12 protein-coding genes are annotated in these 19,265 nt (G+C 68.1%); 9 read left to right on the top strand and 3 right to left on the bottom strand.

Annotated features, from left to right (window positions below; translation table 11 throughout):
- Positions 1 to 223: 223 nt before the first annotated feature.
- The gene (locus tag K338_RS23640) at positions 224 to 1,033 is read right to left on the bottom strand and encodes an inositol monophosphatase family protein (RefSeq protein ID WP_022919431.1); all 810 of its coding nucleotides are present in this window, start codon (positions 1,031 to 1,033) and stop codon (positions 224 to 226) included.
- Between the two features lie 128 nt (positions 1,034 to 1,161).
- Between K338_RS23640 and K338_RS0117355 the strand changes: the two genes are divergently transcribed.
- The 5 genes from K338_RS0117355 to K338_RS23630 all read left to right on the top strand — a co-directional run bounded on the left by K338_RS0117355 (position 1,162) and on the right by K338_RS23630 (position 7,546).
- The gene (locus K338_RS0117355; protein WP_022919430.1) at positions 1,162 to 2,469 is read left to right on the top strand and encodes an alkaline phosphatase family protein; all 1,308 of its coding nucleotides are present in this window, start codon (positions 1,162 to 1,164) and stop codon (positions 2,467 to 2,469) included.
- Between the two features lie 87 nt (positions 2,470 to 2,556).
- Positions 2,557 to 3,636, top strand: a complete 1,080-nt coding sequence (locus K338_RS0117350; RefSeq protein ID WP_022919429.1) for a LacI family DNA-binding transcriptional regulator — start codon at positions 2,557 to 2,559, stop codon at positions 3,634 to 3,636.
- A gap of 222 nt (positions 3,637 to 3,858) precedes the next feature.
- Positions 3,859 to 5,343 (top strand): extracellular solute-binding protein, encoded by a 1,485-nt coding sequence (locus K338_RS23635; protein WP_022919428.1) that lies wholly within the window; start codon positions 3,859 to 3,861, stop codon positions 5,341 to 5,343.
- Between the two features lie 46 nt (positions 5,344 to 5,389).
- Complete coding sequence (locus K338_RS0117340) at positions 5,390 to 6,784, top strand: sulfatase family protein (RefSeq protein WP_022919427.1); 1,395 nt, start codon at positions 5,390 to 5,392, stop codon at positions 6,782 to 6,784.
- Between the two features lie 150 nt (positions 6,785 to 6,934).
- Positions 6,935 to 7,546 (top strand): histidine phosphatase family protein, encoded by a 612-nt coding sequence (locus K338_RS23630; protein ID WP_022919426.1) that lies wholly within the window; start codon positions 6,935 to 6,937, stop codon positions 7,544 to 7,546.
- Between the two features lie 19 nt (positions 7,547 to 7,565).
- Here the strand turns inward: K338_RS23630 and K338_RS0117330 are convergent, their stop codons facing one another.
- Complete coding sequence (locus K338_RS0117330) at positions 7,566 to 9,218, bottom strand: DNA repair helicase XPB (RefSeq protein WP_022919425.1); 1,653 nt, start codon at positions 9,216 to 9,218, stop codon at positions 7,566 to 7,568.
- Between the two features lie 253 nt (positions 9,219 to 9,471).
- On the opposite strand from K338_RS0117330, the gene K338_RS0117325 reads away from it, so the two are divergent.
- The 4 genes from K338_RS0117325 (at position 9,472) to K338_RS23625 (ending at position 14,474) form a co-directional block, all read left to right on the top strand.
- Complete coding sequence (locus K338_RS0117325; protein WP_022919424.1) at positions 9,472 to 11,007, top strand: sugar ABC transporter ATP-binding protein; 1,536 nt, start codon at positions 9,472 to 9,474, stop codon at positions 11,005 to 11,007.
- Complete coding sequence (locus K338_RS0117320; RefSeq protein WP_022919423.1) at positions 11,004 to 12,023, top strand: ABC transporter permease; 1,020 nt, start codon at positions 11,004 to 11,006, stop codon at positions 12,021 to 12,023. Before K338_RS0117325 ends, K338_RS0117320 begins: the two co-directional genes overlap by 4 nt.
- 44 nt (positions 12,024 to 12,067) lie before the next feature.
- Complete coding sequence (locus K338_RS0117315; RefSeq protein WP_022919422.1) at positions 12,068 to 13,039, top strand: ABC transporter substrate-binding protein; 972 nt, start codon at positions 12,068 to 12,070, stop codon at positions 13,037 to 13,039.
- A 112-nt stretch (positions 13,040 to 13,151) separates the two neighbouring features.
- Positions 13,152 to 14,474 carry a guanine deaminase gene (locus tag K338_RS23625; protein ID WP_022919421.1) on the top strand — a complete coding sequence of 441 codons (1,323 nt, stop codon included), beginning with the start codon at positions 13,152 to 13,154 and terminating at the stop codon, positions 14,472 to 14,474.
- Between the two features lie 57 nt (positions 14,475 to 14,531).
- On the opposite strand, the gene K338_RS0117305 is transcribed toward K338_RS23625, so the two are convergent.
- The gene (locus K338_RS0117305) at positions 14,532 to 19,055 is read right to left on the bottom strand and encodes a LamG-like jellyroll fold domain-containing protein (protein WP_022919420.1); all 4,524 of its coding nucleotides are present in this window, start codon (positions 19,053 to 19,055) and stop codon (positions 14,532 to 14,534) included.
- Between the last annotated feature and the right edge of the window lie 210 nt (positions 19,056 to 19,265).

The raw sequence follows: 19,265 nt of genomic DNA, 5'->3' as shown, positions 1-19,265 counted from the left end.
ATCTCCAGGTACTCGGGGCGGACGGGACGCACGTGCGGGACAGGTCGGGGCTGCGAGTGTCCCGGGCACCGTGGTCTGCGCCTCAGCAAGCGACCGTTCGTCGTCGTCACGACTGAGGCTGAGTCAAGCCGACCGTGGCTGATTGGAACTTCGTGGTGTCGATCGAGAGTAAGAACGCGGATCTGCGCTGTGCAAGTAAAATCGGTTTACTAGCGTTGTGGCCTCAGGGGTCCAGCGGCTCTGACATCCGGGCCCCGCGGGCGTCGGCCAGCGGGACGCGCGTGATCTCGAAGATGTCTGGGGTGCCGGCGGCGAGCAGCCACCCCGGACGTTCTCGCTGGTGGTAGTCCGTTCCGTCCAACCAGCCGGTGCGTCCGCCCAGCTCGGTGAGAATCAGCGACCCCGGGACGTGGTCCCACGGCCAGTCCTTGCCGAACAGCATGTAGTCCAGCCGACCGGTGGCGATGTGTGTGTAGGCGACGCCGGCGCTCCACGGCGGCGCTTGCACCGGCGCCAGCCCGCCCGGAGACGTGCCCTGGATCGCCGTGGCACTCCCGCCCCGCAGGTCGCCGGGCTCGGTGGGCCGCGGAGCGGGATCGATCCGGACGCCGTCGCACCAGGCGCCCGCGCCGGCCTCGGCCAGGTAGGCCATGCCGTGCTCGGGGAGCCAGATCCAGCTGCGCACGGGTCGACCGAGACGGAGCTCGCCCACCATCATCGCGTAGTCCGGCGAGCCGGCCACGAAGCTGCGCGTGCCATCCACGGGGTCGATGGTGAAGGCGTGCTCGGCCTCGGCGAGCCCGGCCAGGGCGCGCTGGTTGCCGGCGCACGCTTCCTCGCCGACGATCAGGGCACCGGGGTAGGACAGGCGGAGGGAGGCGGCGATCGCTACCTCCGCCTCGCGGTCCGCCACCGTGACAAGGTCGCCGGGCGACTTTTCCTGCACCTGGTCCGCCGACAGGGCGCGGAACCTGGGCCTGACGAACGTGTCGGCGGCCTCCTTCATGATCTCAAGGACTGCATCAGCGCTCATCCCCGCACGTTCGCACACGCAGCGCGTCGGCCACCCGCTGCCGGTGCGAACCGGGCAGTAAAACGATTTTACTAGTGCGGCACACCGACCTTTCGTAGGCTGACGGGACAGCAAAGAAGGGGCATCCTGTGGCAGACAAGCTTCTCGTGGTCTCCGTGGACGCAATGCACTACGACGACATCGCGATCGCTCGGGAGATGCCCGGGTTCGCGCGGATCTTGGCACAGGCATCGGTGGCTGAGGTAGAGGGTGTCTATCCCTCCCTGACCTATCCGAACCACGCGGCGCAGATCACCGGATGCCCGCCGGCGACCAGCGGCGTGTACAACAACACCCAGTTCCAGCCGTGGGCACGGCGACCGGAGTGGTTCTGGGACAGCAGGCTGCTGCAGGTGCCTACGATCTTCGCCGCAGCCCGCGCCGGTGGGCTGACCACGGCAGCGGTGCAGTGGCCCGTCACGGCCAACGAGCCGGACGTGGACTGGCTGGTACCGGAGATCGCCAGCCCGCAGGTGTTCGCAGGACTCGAGGACCAGTATCGGCAGACCACCAACACGCAGTCGTTCGAACGGTACGTGCTGCCGAACATCTCCCTGATCCACAATGACGGCCGCAAGGGTCGCTACCTGGACATGGTCGACGAGGTGTCTGCGCAGATCCTGCGGAACGAGCGACCCGACCTGATGTTCGTGCACCTGACCGCGCTGGACTTCGCGCGCCACGCCGAGGGTGCTCACGGTCCGCACGTCGAGCGGGCGCTGCGTCGCGTGGACGCGGCGCTCAGCACCTTCCTGGACATCCTCGAGCAGACCGGTGAGCGGGACCGGACCAGCATCGCTGTGGTGTCCGACCACGGCCACCTCGACGTCGAGCAGGTGACGAACCTGAACGTCGTGCTCGCCGAGCGCGGGTTCCTGCGGGTGTCCTCGACCGGTGAGCTGATCGACTACGACGCGTACTGCCTCGGCGGCGGTCTCTCCGGCCAGATCTTCCTGGCCGACGGCATCACCCCCGAGCGCCGGGCTCAGGTGGCACAGCTGCTGGCCGAGATCGAGGCCGACCCTCGGTACCGGATCGAGAAGTTCTGGACCGCAGAACAGGCCCGCAGCGACTACGGCCTGGACGGGCCGTTCACCTGGGTGGTCGAGTCCGAGCCCGGCGTCACGGTGGCGTCCGCGTTGACCGGGCGACCGGTGGTCGTGGCTGGTGATGAGGGCGTTCCCCTGAAGCGTGGCTCGCACGGGCATGCGCCCCGGCACGGCGGTCAGCCCGTGCTGATCGTCACCGGTCCGGCGTTCACAGCCGGCCTTGACCTAGGCCGACGAAACATGCTCGACCAGGCACCCACCTTCGCGGCGGCCCTCGGTCTTGCCATGCCGACGGCGCAGGGCACCGTGATGTCGGACGCGCTGGTGGGCTCCCAGGTCAGGGTGTGATGCGGCCGGCGCGCTCGCCTAGTCTCGTCCACAAGGTACGCGACGTGTGAATGACCGGCCGCTCCAGGCCGCGGAAGGAGCACACCCATGAAGCGCCCGCACTCCACCAGTCCGAGGGCCCGGGCGCCGAAGCTCGCCACCGTGGCCAAGGCGGCAGGAGTCTCGATCGGTCTGGCCTCCCGGGTGATCAACGACGATCCCACGGTGAGCGTGCGACCCGAGACCCGCCGACGAGTGCTGGCGACTGCTGAGCGGCTCCAGTACGTTCCCCAGGCCTCTGCCCAGGCGCTACGCCAGAGGCGCACAAAGGTGATCGGCCTGGCGGTGCACGATCTCGCCAGCACCCTTGTCGTGAAGCTGCTGGAGGGAGCACGCGAAGAGGCCGTCGCGCGTGGGTACCTGCTCCTGCTGACCGACGCCGACGAGCTGGCCTTCACGCCCGAGAGCCGGCGCCTGTACCTGGGTGGCGCGCGGATCGACGGTCTGATCCTCCAGGACGGTCACGCCAGCATGGGGGATGCGATCGACGAGATCGGTGCAGTTCTGCCGACGGTGGTCTTCAACACGCCCGGTCGCACGCTGTCACCCGGCGTGCTGGTGGACGAGAGCCTGGCCGGTCGGCTGGCGGCGAAGCACCTCATCGAGCTCGGTCACCGCGAGATCGGGTTCATCGGCGGCGTCCAGGGAACCCACACCAACGATGCGAGACTTGACGGCGCTCGCCGCGCGATGGCCGAGGCAGGCTTGGCGAGCTCGCTGCACGTGGTCGATGGGGACTGGACCGCTCCGGGCGGCTTCCACGCACTGAATCAGCTGGTCGGGGAGAGGCCTGAGGTCACCGGGGTGGTGACGGTCAACGTCAGCACCGGCACCGGTGCTATCGCCGCGGCGCTGGACTCATCGGTGTCGGTGCCACAGATGCTGTCCGTTGTGGCGATCCAAGATGCCTGGACGGCTGACTTCACCGTGCCGCGCATGTCCACTGTGGTGCTGCCGCTCCGTGAGCTCGGCCAGGAGGCGGTACGGCTTCTCATCCGGTACATCGACGGCGAGGACGTCGAGGAGTCGCACGTGGTCGCGCAGCAGCCGTACCTGCACCCCCGCGAGTCGGCGGCGCCACCGCGCCTGGCACGGGCGAGGCGGGAGCATCCGGTCAGCCCGGGGTAAACCGATTTTACTAGCGCGTCGACCGCCATGCGTTCTACGTTCGATGCAACGAAGATCACGACCGGGGTGATCGATCCACGACTCGGACGCGGAGTGTCCGAGCCTTCCGACATCAGTGCGGCTCTGCCGGCGACTGCAACCAGCGCGGACGGGCTGCGCGCGAGCCTGCGTGCCGGAGCGCGTCTGGTGATTCCCACTTGTGACCACGAAAGGTGACCTCTGATGGCTTCTTCGAAGCGGACGCTCTCCGCAGCAGCGCTGCTCGTCTCGGCCACGCTGGTGCTCGCGGCGTGCTCCGGGGGTGAGGGTGGCTCGGGCGACGGCACGATCGAGCTGCGCATCGCAGTCGGCGGTGCGGCCGACAACCACGAGACGGAGCCGGAGAGCCCGATAGCGATCGGTCTCTCCGAGGAGATCGGCGCCACGGTCCTCCACGAGCCAACTCCGGAGGACCTCTCCGCGTCGTTGGCCGCCGGCGACTCACCGGACCTGTTCCGGGTCGACCGGAACCAGCTGCAGACCTACGTCGATCAGGGTCTGGTGCTCGACCTGACACCGTACGAGGACCAGCTGGGGGACTATGTCTCCTACGTCGGTCAGGAGACCGCGGACCTGGGGTGGATGGACGGTGAGCTCGCCGCCATCACGCCGTATGTCAACAACACGAACGACCACACCTTCTGGATCCGCCAGGACTGGCTCGACAACCTGGACCTGGAGGCCCCGACGACCGTGGAGGAGTTCCGGGAGGTGCTGCGTGCGTTCACCGAGGACGACCCGGACGGCAACGGTCAGAATGACACGTATGGGCTCACCGGGGCGTCCGTGGCGTCGTTCGCCCCCCTGTGGGGGGCCTTCGGCACCCCGGGACCAGGCCGCCTCTACGTCGGCGACGACGGCCAGGCGCATGCCAGCTACGAGGACGAGGGCATGGTCGACGCGATCGAGTACATCAACGACATCCAGGAGGCCGGGTTCGTCGACCCGGACATCTATACCCTTGAGGGTCTCGATGCTCGAGACCGTGGCTTCCAAGGACTTGCCGGGGTGATGGCGCAGTCCTGGACCGGGGTGAAGAAGGAGCAGGCTGCCGAGCTGGCGGTCGCCTCCAACCCCGACGCCGAGTGGGTGCAGCTGGACCTGTTCACCCAGGAGGACGGCTCGCCGAGCTCGATCGCCGTCGGCACCGACGCCGCCGTCATGTACGCCCTGCCGGCCACCTTGGCCGGTCAGGACGAGAAGATCCAGAAGCTCATCGACCTGATCAACTACGTCTCCACCCCGGAGGGGAACGAGTTCGTGATGTTCGGTGTCGAGGGTACGCACTACGAACGTGGCGCAGACGACGAGATCGTCCCGCTACCGGCCATGGCCGAGGAGGGCGGCACCTTCTTCATCTACCAGGTCTCCGGACGTGAGGAGGTTCCGTACCTGACGGCCAAGTTCCCGGACCAGCAGCCGTACTGGGAGCGCGCGCACGCTCAGGAGGTGCTGGTGACCTGGGAGGACTTCATCGTCTCACCGGAGGGCTACAACCGGGCCGATGCGGACCGCTTCGCGGAGGACCAGATGATCCAGTTCCTCACCGGTCAGCAGCCGGTCTCCGGCTATGAGGCGTTCGTGGAGAAGCTGAACGACGACTTCGGGTACGCGCTGTTCGTCGAGGCGGCCGCGGAACAGCTCGACGAGGTGGGGGTGACCGGTTGATGGTCGCGACCGAGGCACCCGGTGCAGGAGGAGGGAGAGCGCGACCATGACCAACGTCGTCCTCCTGGTCAGTGACGAGCACAACCCGCTGTACTCCTCCACCTACGGCCATGACATCGTCAGGACGCCACAGATGGACCGGCTGGCCGCACGTGGCAGCGTGTTCGAGAACGCCTACTGCCCCTCACCGTTGTGCGTGCCGTCCCGGTCGGCCTTCATGGCCGGCCGGCCGACGCACGAGGTGCAGTGCTACAACAACTCCAAGGTGATCGAGCGCCGGCACCCCAGCTATGGACAGGTGCTGGCGGAGCAGGGTGTGCACAGTGTGTACCTCGGCGGTGGGTCGAACCTGTACCGCGACCCGTTCGCGCTCGGGTTCTCCGAGATGATCGGGGTGCAACGAAGCGAACGGTCCTTGGCCGAGAAGGCGATCCGCGCACCGCGTCCGTCCACCCGACCGCTGGTCACGACCGCAGCCAGCGGACCGGTCGAGGACCAGTACGCGGTCGAGGACGAGCGCATCGATGCCGCCGTGGACTGGTTCCACCGCACCGGAAGTGCCCTCAACGGCCCCTGGACCATGACGGTGGAGATCCACCCGCCCCACCCCCCGTACACGACCGAGCCCCCGTTCTGGGAGATGTACGCCGGTCTCGCCGACCTGCCGCGGTACGGCGTGAGGGAGCGGTCCGCCCAGCATCCCTACGCGCAGGACATCCGCGACCATGGCCGCTGGGACTATCCCGATGAGCTGGTCCGGGAGCTGCGTGCTGGATACTTCGGAGCCGTCAGCTATGTCGACTCCCTGCTGGGGCGGTTGTTCGACGGCCTCGAGGCAGCCGGCCTCGCTCAGGACACGGTGCTCTGCTACACCAGCGACCATGGCGAGATGCTGGGTACGTTCGGGATGTGGGGCAAGACCAGTCTCTACGAGCCCTCGGTGCGGGTGCCGATGCTTGCCGTCGGCCCGGGCTTCGAGGCCGGGCGGCGGGTACGCACGCCAGTGAGCACCCTCGACCTGCAGGCTGCGCTCTTCCGCGCCGTCGGCGCCCGGCGCCCGGGGCACTGGAGCGGTGAGCCGCTGCAGGACATCCCTGAGGACGACCCGCAGCGCGCCGTGCTCTGCACCTACCACGGCCACAACGTGCGCGGGGGTGGGTGCATGGTCCGGCAGGGCGACTGGAAGCTCATCTACAACGACGCCGCACCACACCAGCTGTTCAACCTTCGCGACGACCCGGACGAGCTCAACAACCTGTGGTCGGAGCGACCGGAGCAGGCCGCCACGCTCGAACGAGCATTGCGGGAGCTGTGCGACCCCGAGGCTGTGGCACGTGACGCCGCCGCGGTGCAGCGCGAACAGCTGGCCGCGGCCCGCGCTCTGCGGCACCAGCATGGCGAGGGCGCACAGGTGCCGTGGGCAGAGGCCACGCAGAGCTGACAGGAATCCCACTGGCTGGTGAGCGGGGTGGAAGCTGACGCCTCAGCGGCGCCGACCGCAGCGACCTGCGCCCGGGAACTACGGCGGTGGACAAGCAGACACGACCGGCGACACACCGTCGTCGGCCTCAGAAGGGAGCACGACACACAGATGCGCATCATCCTGGTACGGCATGGGGAGTCGTTGTGGAACGTCGAGGACAGGCACCAGGGTCATGCTGACTCCGGCCTGACCGACAGAGGGCGGCAGCAGGCCCAGCGGGTCGGTCGGGCCCTCGCCGACGAGGTGGGCGCACTAGCTACCGTGTGGAGCAGCGACCTGCCACGCGCGCGGGACACCGCGCAGGCGTATGCCGATCTCGTCGGTGCCGCTGTGGTGGAGGATCCGCGTCTCCGTGAGGTCAGCGTGGGCTCCTGGTCGGGCCGGCGCATCGCGGACGTGGAGCAGGAGGAGCCCGAGGTCGTCGCCGCCTCCCGCGCAGGAGGCGACCCGCGGCGCGGTGGCGGTGAGACGTTCGCCGAGCTGCGGGTACGGATGATCGAGTGCCTGATGGAGATCGCTGAGCAGGGGGCCGATCCGGCGCTCGTGTTCAGCCACGGTGGATCGATCCGGGTCGCCTCTGCGCATGCCGCCGGCACGCCGAGCCCCGGGCATGCTTCCATGGGGCCACCCAGCAACTGCTCGCGGACCGTGCTGCATCTGGCTCCCGAGCGTTGGGAGCTGGCTCACTACAACCTGCCGCTGCCGTCCGAGCGCTCCTGAGTGAGGGGAGCCGTCGAGGTCAGGGCGCCTCGGTCCCGGCCAGGTCCTCCGCGTCCAGGATCGAGTACGCATACCCCTGCTCGGCGAGGAACCGTTGCCGGTGGGCGGCGAAGTCCTGGTCCACCGTGTCCCGGGTGACCACGGCGTAGAAGTGCGCGGTGCGCCCGTCGGCCTTGGGCCGCATCAGCCGGCCGAGGCGCTGGGCCTCCTCCTGCCGGGACCCGAACGACCCGGAGACCTGGATCGCCACCGCCGCCTCGGGCAGGTCGATGGAGAAGTTCGCCACCTTGGACACCACCAACGTGGTCAGCTCCCCGGAGCGGAACGCCTCGAACAGCCGCTGCCGCTCGGGCACGGTGGTGGCGCCGGTGATGACGGGTGCGTCGATGTGCTCCCCGAGCTCGGTGAGCTGGTCCAGGTACTGCCCGATCACCAGGGTCTGCTCCCCGGGGTGACGGGCCAGGATCTGCTCCACCACCGCCAGCTTGCCCGGGGCGGTGGCCGCCAGCCGGTACCGGTCCTCCGGCTCGGCGACCGCGTAGGTCATCCGGTCGGTGTGCGGCAGGTCCAACCGCACCTCCACGCACTCCGCCGGTGCGATGTACCCCTGTGCCTCGATGTCCTTCCACGGCGCGTCGTAGCGCTTGGGCCCGATCAGGGAGAACACCTCGTCCTCCCGGCCGTCCTCACGCACCAGCGTGGCGGTCAACCCGAGGCGCCTACGCGCCTGGAGGTCCGCCGTCATCCGGAAGATGGGTGCGGGAAGCAGGTGCACCTCGTCATACAGGATCAGCCCCCAGTCCCGGGCATCGAGCAGCTCCAGGTGCGGGTACACACCCTTCCGCTTGGTGGTGAGCACCTGGTAGGTGGCGATCGTCACCGGCCGTACCTCCTTGCGCGACCCGGAGTACTCACCGATCTCCTCCGGGGTGAGGCTGGTGCGCCGGACCAGCTCGTCCCGCCACTGCCGGGCGCTGACCGTGTTCGTCACCAGGATCAGCGTGGTGGTCCCTGACCGGGCCATCGCGCCGGCGCCCACCAGGGTCTTGCCTGCCCCGCAGGGAAGCACGACGACGCCGCTCCCGCCGTGCCAGAAGCCCTCCACCGCCTCTTCCTGGTAGGGCCGTAGCGCCCAGTCCGAGGTGTCCAGGCTGATCTCGTGCGCCTCGCCGTCCACGTAGCCGGCGAGGTCCTCGGCCGGCCAGCCGAGCTTGACCAGCACCTGCTTGAGGTGGCCCCGCTCGCTGGGGTGGACCACCACGGTCTCGTCGTCGATCTTCTCCCCGAGCAGCCCCTGGGTGCGCTTGGAGCGCATCACCTCGGCCAGCACCGGGGCGTCCAGCGCGTGCAGCAGCAGCCCGCGGGCAGGGTCGCTGACCAGCTGCAGCCGCCCGTACCGGCTCATCGTCTCGGCGATGTCCACCAGCAGCGCGTGCGGCACCGGGTACCGGGAGTAGGTGATCAGCGCGTCGACCACCTGCTCGGCGTCGTGCCCGGCGGCGCGCGCGTTCCACAGCCCCAGCGGGGTGAGGCGGTAGGTGTGCACGTGCTCCGGGGCGCGCTCCAGCTCCGCGAACGGGGCGATCGCGCGGCGGCACTCGGCCGCCTGGTCGTGCTCGACCTCGAGGAGCAGGGACTTGTCGGACTGGACGATCAACGGGCCGTTGGGCATCTTGTCATTCTCCCACGCAGACTCCGGCGACCCCGAGGGCGTTCACCGCCGGCGATCACGCCACGCCCGAGCGGTCGATGGACTTCACCCGAGAGCAGCGTGTAGCGTGCGTCACATTGGTAAACGATTACTGATGCGCGTTCGTGACTATGGCGTCTGACTGGGGAGAACCTCCGCGACCCGACACCGCAGCGGCACGCGAAAGCCGCCACGGTGCCGCTCCCTCGCCTGCGCCCACGAAGGAGGGGATTCGATGACGCCACTGCTCTCGCTCGAGGGCGTCTCCAAGGGCTTCCCCGGGGTGCAGGCGCTGGCGGACATGCACCTGCAGGTCTATCCCGGTGAGGTGCTCGCGCTGGTGGGGGAGAACGGTGCGGGCAAGTCCACCCTGATGAAGCTGCTGTCCGGCATCTACACCCCGGACTCGGGCACCTTCGAGCTGGACGGCCAGCCCTACCGGCCCACCGGGCCCAAGCACGCTGAAGAGCTGGGTATCGGCATCATCCACCAGGAGTTCCACCTGATGCCCGACCTGACGGTCGCCCAGAACATCTTCATCGGCCGAGAACCCAGGCGAGCCGGCATCTTCACCGACGACCGTGCGCTGAACCAGCAGACCGCGGAGCTGCTGGACCGGCTCGGCCTGGACCTGGACCCGCGCAGCATCGTCGGCACCCTCACCGTGGCCAAGCAGCAGATGGTGGAGATCGCCAAGGCGCTCAGCGACGAGAGCACCAAGGTGCTCATCATGGACGAGCCCACCGCGGCGCTGAACAACGCCGAGGTGGCCACTCTGCACCAGCTGATCCGTCGGTTCATCACCCCGCACACCGCCGTCATCTACATCTCGCACCGGATGGACGAGCTGCGCGCGATCTCCGACCGGATCACCGTGATCCGCGACGGGCGGTACATCGACACGGTCACGACCGCCCAGACCACGATGGCCGAGGTGATCTCCCGGATGGTCGGCCGGGAGATCGACACCAGCGTGGGACCGCAGAACGTGCGCGAGGGGCGCGAGCCGGTGCTGAGTGTCACCGGTCTGTCCACCAAGCACCTGCTGCGGGATGTCTCCTTCGAGCTACGCAAGGGCGAGATCCTCGGCTTCGCCGGTCTGATGGGCGCAGGGCGCACCGAGGTGGCGCGCGCCATCGTGGGTGCCGACCCGATCACCAGCGGCACCATCGCCGTGCACGGCCGTCAGGTGCGGATACCGCACCCGGCGCGCGCGAACGAGCACGGCATCGGCTACCTGTCCGAGGACCGCAAGCGTTACGGCCTCCTGCTCAACCTCAGTGTGGCGGACAACATCGCGCTGTCCTCGCTGCGGGAGAAGTTCACCTCCGCAGGTTTCGTGCGCTCAACCGGCATCGCTGAGGAAGCCCGGGAGAAGGTCCGGTCCCTGGGCATCCGCACCCCGTCCACCGGTCAGGTGGTGAACCACCTCTCCGGCGGCAACCAGCAGAAGGTCGTCATCGCCAAGTGGCTCACCAAGGACTGCGACATCCTCATCTTCGACGAGCCCACCCGCGGCATCGACGTCGGCGCCAAGGACGAGATCTACACCCTGCTGAACCAGCTCGCGGCGGCAGGCAAGTCGATCATCATGATCTCCTCCGAGCTGCCCGAGGTGCTGCGCATGGCCCACCGCGTGGTGGTGATGAGCGAAGGCCGGGTCAGCGGCGTGCTCGACCAGGACCGCGCCACCCAGGAGAACATCATGGAGCTGGCCACGCTCCGCCCCGACTCTGAACCCAGTGTGATCAGCGAGGCAGGACCACAATGAGCACCACGACCACCGGTCAGAACGAGACGGACCAGAGGCCCGCCACCGGGATGACCAGGCACCTTCGGGCCGGGCTGCAGCAGCTGTTCGCCTTCGCCGGCCTGATCCTCATCATGATCGTGTTCTCCCTGGCCTCCCCGGTGTTCTTCACCTGGGGCAACCTGGTGGGGAACATGCTGTTCTCCACCGTGGTGATCGGCACCCTCGCCCTGGGCACCACGTTCGTGATCATCACCGCCGGCATCGACCTGTCCATCGGCACCGGTATGGCGCTGTGTGCGGTGATGGCCGGCAACTTCATCACCACCATGGGCCTGCCGTGGCAGCTCGGCGTGGTCCTGGCGATCCTCTTCGGCGGACTGGTCGGACTGGTCAACGGGCTGTTGGTGGCGTTGGCGAAGCTGCCACCGTTCATCGCGACGCTGGCGATGATGATGGCCGCCGACGGGCTGGCGCTCGTGCTGTCGAACAGCACCCCGATCTACATCGACGCCGAGACCGCCGGCGGCTTCATGCAGCTGTCCACCGGCACGCTCATCCCCCGGGTACCGAACGCCGTGCTGGTGTTCGTGGTGGTCGCCGTGATCGCCGGCATCGTGCTCAACCGCACCATCCTCGGCCGCTACACCTACGCCCTCGGGTCGAACGAGGAGGCCACGGCGATCTCCGGGGTGAATGTCACCCGGTGGAAGATCGCCGTCTACGCCTTCGCCGGCCTGTTCACCGGCCTGGCGGGTGTGCTCATCGCCGCCCGGTTGGGCTCTGCGCAACCCGCGATCGGCATGGGGTACGAGCTGCAGGCGATCGCCGCTGTGGTGATCGGTGGCACCTCCCTGATGGGTGGGCGCGGCTCGATCGTCGGCACGGTGATCGGTGCGCTGATCATCGCGGTGATCAACAACGGGCTGCAGCTGATGTCGGTGCCGCAGGAGTGGCAGAACGTGATCCTCGGTGCGGTGATCGTCGCGTCGGTGTACATCGACACGCTGCGCAAGCGCGCCGCCAGCTCGACCTGACCCCTGTCCCGCCCCACCAGGGGCACCAATCGAAGGAGAACAAAGTGCGCAGACGGACACTGTTGATCGGGACGGCGGCCGGCGCCGCCGTCATGGGGTTGGCTGCCTGCTCGGAGGAGAGCGGGGGCGGCGGTGGTGGCGACGGCGACCTGCCGTACATCGCAATCGTCTCCAAGGGATTCCAGCACCAGTTCTGGCAGGCGGTGAAGACCGGTGCCGAGCGCGGCGCCGAGGGTCGAGCCACGATCACGTTCGACGGCCCGGCCACGGAGAGCGACGTGGAGGACCAGATCAACATGCTGCAGAGCGCGATCGCCAAGAGCCCGGCGGCACTCGCGTTCGCCGCCCTGGACTCCCGCGCAGCCGAAGGGCTGCTGCAGCAGGCGCAGAGCCAGGACATCCCGGTGATCGCGTTCGACTCGGGGGTGGACTCCGAGATCCCGCTGACCACGGTCGCCACGGACAACAAGGCGGCAGCTGCCGCCGCCGCAGAGCACATGGCCGAGCTGATCGACAACCAGGGCAAGGTCGCGATGGTGATCCACGACCAGACCTCCGGCTCCGGTCAGGACCGCCGGGACGGTTTCATCGAGTGGATGGAGCAGAACGCCCCCGACATCGAGCTGCTCGAGCCGCAGTACGGCGAGGGAGACCAGAACCTCTCGGCGAACATCACCAAGTCCATCCTCACCTCCACCCCGGACCTCGCCGGCATCTACGGGGCCAACGAAGGTTCGGCGATCGGCGTGATCAAGGGGGTGCAGGAGTCCGGTAAGGACGGCGACGTGGTGATCGTCGGGTTCGACTCCGGCCAGGCGCAGATCGATGCGATCGAGTCCGGTGTGATGGCCGGTGCGATCACCCAGGACCCGGTCGGGATGGGGGAGCAGCTGATCGAGGCCGCGCTGAAGGCGATCAACGGTGAAGAGCTCTCCGCGACCATCGACACCGGCTTCTACTGGTACGACGCCGACAACATCGATGATCCCGAGATCCAGGAGGCGCTCTACGAGTAGGTCACCAGTCCTCCGCACGTCGGCGCAGCCAAACGGAAAGACTCGTCCGCACTGTGAAAACGTGATGGAATGAGGGCCGGTCGGACGTAGACAACGACGTGCGGAGGGCACCGTGAGAACCACGATCTACCGAGCCCGGGTCCTGGACGTGCCCTCGGACCCGTTCACCGGCGGTCAGCTCCGCTCCGACGAGGACGTCGCCCTGACCGTCACAGACGGCACCATCACCGGCCGTGGCTCGCTTGCCGAGGCCCGCGTCGGTGCGCCCGAGGCGGAGGTCCTCGACCTGCGGGCGGGCATCCTGCTGCCGGGGTTCGTGGACACCCACGTGCACTACCCGCAGGTGCGCGCGATCGGCGGCCTGGGCATGCCACTGCTGGACTGGCTGGATGAGTGCGCCCTCCCGGAGGAGGAGCACATGGCCGACGCCGGCTACGCCGGCCAGGTGGCTGATGAGTTGCTGGCCGGGCTGGCCCAGGCCGGCACCACCACTGCGCTGGTGTTCGGCGCCCACCAGGCCAGCGCGATGGACGTGTTCTTCGCCGCCGCCGAGGGGTCTGGCCTGCGGATCACCGCCGGGCTGGTGGTGGGGGACCGGCTGCTCAAGGACACCCTGCACACCACACCTGACGCAGCGCTGAGCGAGGCGGGCCGCCTGATCGAGACCTGGCACGGCCGCGGGAAGCTGCGCTACGCCGTCACTCCCCGGTTCTCCCTGTCCGCCACCGACGAGCTGCTCGCCGCCTGCGCACAGACCTTCACCTCCCGCGAGGACCTGTACTTCACCAGCCACGTCAACGAGAACACCGCCGAGGTCGAAGCCGTCGCCGAGCTGTTCCCGCACGCTGCGCACTACCTGGACACCTACGACCGGCATGGCCTGCTCGGCCCGCGCTCGGTGCTCGCGCACAACGTGCACCCGGTGCCTGCGGAGCTGGCCCGGATGGGGGAGACAGGTGTGAGCGTGGCGCACTGTCCGAGCTCGAACGCCTCCCTGGGCAGCGGGCTGTTCCCGATGCGCGCGCACCTGGACGCGGGTGTGCACGTGGCCCTCGGCTCGGATGTGGGCGGCGGTACGGGCTTCAGCCTGATCAAGGAGGGCCTCCAGGCGTACTTCGCCCAGCAGGCCCGGCCCGACGGCGTCCCGCTCGCGCCCGAGCATCTCCTGCACCTGGCCACGGTGGCTGGGGCTCACGCCCTCGGCCTGGACCAGGTCGGTCACCTGTCCGAGGGGATGGCCTTCGACGCCGTGTGGTTCCGTCCGCAGGAGGGTTCCACCGCCGAGGCGGTGCTCCGGAGTGCGGCCAGCGCGGGGGACGCGCTGGCGAAGATCTTCGCTCTCGGCACACCGGCCGATGTCGCGCAGGTGTGGGTGGCGGGAGAGGCACCGCGCATGCGGCGCCGTCCTCCCTCTTGTTCGGCGGACCCAGGCTGAGTGGGGCCTCGGTCCGCCGAACAAGAGGGCGCTGCGGTCAGTGCAGAGAGACCGTTGTCAGCGAGCGCTACCCTTGGCGGCTCGGCGACGCCGCGCGAGGAGCAGCAGGGCACCCAGCAGGAGGAGGGCAGCTGTCGTCGCTGTGAGCCAGGCGACATCCGCACCGGTCTGCACCAGGTGATCGCCGGTGCCTGCGGCCGTGGCAGAGTCATCCCTGCCGTCGCTGCCGTCGGTGTCGGTGCCGGTCCCGTCGGTCCCGTCGGAGCCGGTGTTGTCGGAGCCAGCTCCGTCGGAGCCGCCGCCGTCGGAGCCACCGTCGTTGGAGCCGCCGGGACTGCTCGGGTCGTCGGGGTCGGACGGCTCGTTCGACTGGTCGAGGACTGCCACGGCCCGCGATCCGATCGCCTGGTTGCCGTTGGTGTCTGCCACGACGTACGTGACTGCGTAGTGGCCCGGCGTGGTGGTGTCGACACCGCCGATGACCTCGATGCGGTCGGTCACATCGCCGTCGGTGTTGTCGACGGCGCTGACTCCGGCGAGCACATCGAACGCCGCACCGACTGCCACTGTCGTGCCCTGCGGGATGGTGAGCACCGGCGGCTCGGTGTCAGTGCCAGCGGCCGTGGCGACGAACGTGCCACCGAACTGGCTGATCACTCCGGTGGGCTCTTCGGCCTCCCGGCTCACTGCGATCCAGGCGTATCGTTGACCTTCCGTCAGGCCGCTCCACGTCACGGTCGCCGGGAAGCCGGACTTCACCGTCTTGGTGCCGATGACGTTCTCGGTCGGTGTGACCACGGTCAGGCCATCCGTCCCGAACGATGTCATGCGGGTGCTCAAGTTGACCGGCACGGTGAGGTTGTCCTCGGCCCCGTTATAGCGGTCGATGGGCTCCGGTGTGGTCTTGGGCGAGCTGCCATGGTCGTATTCGGTGGCTCCGAACTCATCGAGGAACGGTGAGTAGGTGTCCACCGACATCGTGTTCTCCTCGGTGTCGAACTGCAGCATCCGCAGGAAGCTTGCGCCGAGGGCGAGCTTGTCGGTGGCGAGGTGATCCCACGACCCGTCGCCGTCGACGTCGATCTTTCCTGCGTCAGCGCCGGTCCCGACGATGCACTGCGTCTCGGGGTCGAGCCCGGCTGCAGCACAGCGCTCCGGGGTGAACACCTGCTCCGCCGGAACCAGGTACCCCTGGTAGTCGGCGAGCATCTGCACGACTCGGGTCGTCCCGTCAGAGCTACGGACCGTCTCGACGTTCGTGCCCACCCCGTGGAAGTGACCGCCGAGCACCAGGAACACATTCTCGTTGTCCCTGATCACCTGGTCGTACAGCCTGCCTCCGTCGGCGCCCCGTGGTGCGTCCCGGCCGTCGGGCTGGCTCGATGCGCTGAGGTAGCCGTGAGTGATGAGGATGCCGTTGCGGTCGCTGAACCGTTCGAAGACAGAGTTGGCCCACGCGATCTCCTCGTCCGTCACGCCGTAGGACAGACCGACTGCGACGAAATCGAGCCCACCGGCGGAGAAGAGCACGTAGTTGTTCGAGTTGTCCTCCCCTCGGGTGATCACTTCACCGGTCTCGGGATCGGTGACCTCGTCCATGGCGTGGTACGAGGCGTCCTCCGGCCACAGCGTCTCCGCCTGCTCGTAGTAGGCCGAAGCCGGGAAGAACTGGGCGAACGGAGACAAGGGACCGTTGTGGTCGCCGTTGTGGTTGTCGTGGTTCCCCGCCACTGTCTGGTTCGGGATGCCAGTGCTCCACAGCGGCTCCTGGACCTCTCGGGCGACCTCGAACTCGCTGCGCACCTGTTCCTGGACACCAGCGACCTCGCCGTCTGCGGTCGTGTAGTCATAGACGGATGACCCGTCCATCGGATCCTCAGCGTCCGGATCGAACTGCAGGTCGTTGATCGGCACCTCGCTGTTGATGATGTCACCGGTGTTGGCGACGTAGCGGATGTTGCGTTCGTCCTGGTTCGCCGCAATCCATTCGTTCTGTGCGATGAGCGCCTGGCGGAAGACCGCGGACTCCTCCGGGGTGTTCGTGGCACCATCGATGTGTTGCCACGGCAGGCTGCTCGGCCAGCCGTGGTCGCTGCCGGAGGCGACTTCAGTCGTGTACTGCTGGTCGGTGTAGTGCACGAAGGAGAAGTCGTAGTCCTCGGGATCCTCGAAATGATCCCTCGCTTCTGGGAGACCCGCGGAGTCATCGCGCGGTGAGAGGTTGTCGAGGAACGGATCCTCGGCGGTGACCAGCACGTGCACCACGGGCCGCTCGGCACTGTTGGTGTCGATCATGCGCGGCTGCAGCTCTCCCTGCAGGTGTGTGTCGTCATCGGCCGCACCCGGTGCCACGTCGATGAAGTCCCACTGCTCACTGTCGACGTCCCAGGTCCACAGCCGCGCCATCCGGGCCGGGTCCACCTGGCCGCTCCACAGCAGCTGCTGGCCGTGCTCGCTGCTGGGCAGCTCGATGTCGTAACGCTGGAACGGGTAGCCGTTGCCGGTGGCGGGGGTCTCGACGAGCTCGCCGTCATCGGGCGTGAGCGAGCCGGTGATCTCCGTCAGATCGTCCAGGTCGTTGGTGAAGTCGAGTCCGAGACGCTCCGGAGACTCGCTGACAACTCCTTGCACGCCGCCGGAGGCGTCGATGAGGTCGGCCTCCTGGAAGGTGGTCGTGACCTGCTCGCTCGAGCCGGTCGCGATCGCGGAGAGGGTCACGGTACCGCGGCCCTGACCGGTGTCGGTGCCGCCGCCTTCCGGGATGTTCGGCGACGTGAACGGGATGGTCCAGCTCACCGGGCGTCCGAACACATCGACAGCGGTGATGGCGATCTCGTGGTCGCCGGCAGCCATGCCTGCACCGATGACCTCACCGAGCTCGATCGGCTCGCCATCGAGCAGGTAGCGCCAGCCGGTGGCCAGTGTGCGGTCGCTGACCTGGACGTCGAACTCCTGGGGTGACTCCAGGTGGGAGCCGGCGGCCGGGACCGAGGTGATGAGCTCAGGAGAGGCGATCCGGTCCCCGAAGGAGTCCCGGTCCAGCTGCGCGGCCTGGTCGGCGTTCAGCGCCGTGCTCCAGATCCGGGCGTGACCGACCGTGACCGCTGCCGGGGTCTCGATGTCGCCGCGCCCCTTCACATCGGAACCGATGGCGAAGTAGCGCACGTAGGGCTCGATGCTCGACCCCGCTGTCGGCGCCTTGACGTTGCCGGCCGTGTTCGAGGAGTTGACCCCCTGGAGCGCCCCATCGACATAGAGCGCCACCTGGGTGCCGTCGAACGTGGCCACGACACTGTGCCAGACTCCGCTGTCGATCGGCGCCGACGTCACGCTGCGGTAGCCGCCGTTGATGTGGAACGAGGCCACGATCGATGAGTCGCTCAGGTGCAGCCCAAAGCCGCCTGAGCTCTTGCCGGCACAGAAGTGCGGCGCGCCGTCCACCGGGAGGTCCTCCCGGACCATGACGTCGCACTGCAGGGTGATGCCCTCACCTGCCCAGGTGTCGTCCGCCCAGGTCGCGATGTCGTCGGTGCGAGGCATGCCGGTGTCGGCCCACGCATCCTGCAGTGGGTAGAAGACATGGTCGTTCGCGCCGTCTGTGGTGTAGGCGTAGCTGGGCTGGCTCGCGAACGCGGTGCTGCGTGCCACGTCGGTCGTACCCGTCGAGCGTGGTGCACGAGCAGCGGGGGAGTGGTCCTGGAACGGGTCGTCCGGGCTGGAGAAGTCGACGTCCAGGATGTCGGCGTCCGGAAGGTCCACGTCGGCCGGTGTCGGTCGCTCGGCCCGCCACAGATCCAGCACCTGCTCGTCGGTGAGCACGCTGCTCCACGCACGTGAAGCCGCGACGGCAACGTTTCCGGGCGCGGTGAATCCGTCGGCTGTCGGCTGGCCTCCGATGCCCCACTTCGGAACAGAGTCCACCCGCAGCTGGGTGTACGGGCCGAGGTGGTTGCGGCCCGTCCCGGAACCAACGCCGGGCTGGACCGGTAGCTCCCAAGCGGGCTGGCCGTCGAGGTAGAGCTTGATCTCACCCTCGCCCACGGTCGCAACTGCGTGCACCCATTCGCCGGGCTGCACCGGGATCGGCGCAGTCGCCGTGTTCTTGTCGGCGGAGGTGGAGGTGGCCTGGAACCGGAGGAACTCACCCGTGGCCGGCAGGTAGAACCCATAGCCCTCCGGGCCGCCCGAGCAGATGCGGTTCGTCTGCCCCGAGGGGACCGGTATGTCGCCGTCATAGCGGAAGAAGCACTCGAATGTTCCGCCGTCGAGCACGTCGACGCCGTCGACATGCTCGGGGTCGCTGGTCGACCATGCGTCCGGAATATCGGTGATGAGCGCCCCGGTGCCTGTGCTGGTCCGGTCCTCCTCAGCGGCGAAGTTCGCCACGTGACGCTGCACCGACTCGTCGTACTCGATCGAGGGGGCGACGCCGTCAGCGGTGACCGTGCGGTCTCTGGTGTGCTCGACCGGGCCCTCGGAGGTGAAGTCGATACTGACGATGTCCGGCTCAGGCACGCTCGAGACGGCCGCATCCGTGGCAGAAGGCGAGGTGTCCGGACCCGCGACAGCAGGGGTGACCACTCCTGTGATCGAAAGAACGGTGAACGCAGTGATTCCTGCGGCCATTCTGCGTCGAGTGGTTCTACTGATTCCCCGCGTCGCCCTTGGCGTGCATCCAGTGAGTGTATGCATGCGACATTTGTATCGCACGTGTCAAGCGCTTACCGATCGTTGGCCGATCGTTAACAGAGATTTAATTGATGCCATCATGTGTTGCCGGGAAGCGACCCA

Origin of the sequence: Ruania albidiflava DSM 18029 (genome assembly GCF_000421225.1) — a bacterium.
Taxonomy (GTDB): Bacteria; Actinomycetota; Actinomycetes; order Actinomycetales; family Beutenbergiaceae; genus Ruania; species Ruania albidiflava.
This window is presented reverse-complemented; position numbering and strand designations above follow the sequence as displayed.

Coding starts and splice junctions, on each gene's coding strand:
- K338_RS23635 (WP_022919428.1), top strand. CDS start 3,859: ATGGCTTCTTCGAAGCGGACGCTCTCCGCAGCAGCGCTGCTCGTCTCG.
- K338_RS23640 (WP_022919431.1), bottom strand. CDS start 1,033: ATGAGCGCTGATGCAGTCCTTGAGATCATGAAGGAGGCCGCCGACACG.
- K338_RS0117320 (WP_022919423.1), top strand. CDS start 11,004: ATGAGCACCACGACCACCGGTCAGAACGAGACGGACCAGAGGCCCGCC.
- K338_RS0117350 (WP_022919429.1), top strand. CDS start 2,557: ATGAAGCGCCCGCACTCCACCAGTCCGAGGGCCCGGGCGCCGAAGCTC.
- K338_RS0117330 (WP_022919425.1), bottom strand. CDS start 9,218: ATGCCCAACGGCCCGTTGATCGTCCAGTCCGACAAGTCCCTGCTCCTC.
- K338_RS0117340 (WP_022919427.1), top strand. CDS start 5,390: ATGACCAACGTCGTCCTCCTGGTCAGTGACGAGCACAACCCGCTGTAC.
- K338_RS0117325 (WP_022919424.1), top strand. CDS start 9,472: ATGACGCCACTGCTCTCGCTCGAGGGCGTCTCCAAGGGCTTCCCCGGG.
- K338_RS23630 (WP_022919426.1), top strand. CDS start 6,935: ATGCGCATCATCCTGGTACGGCATGGGGAGTCGTTGTGGAACGTCGAG.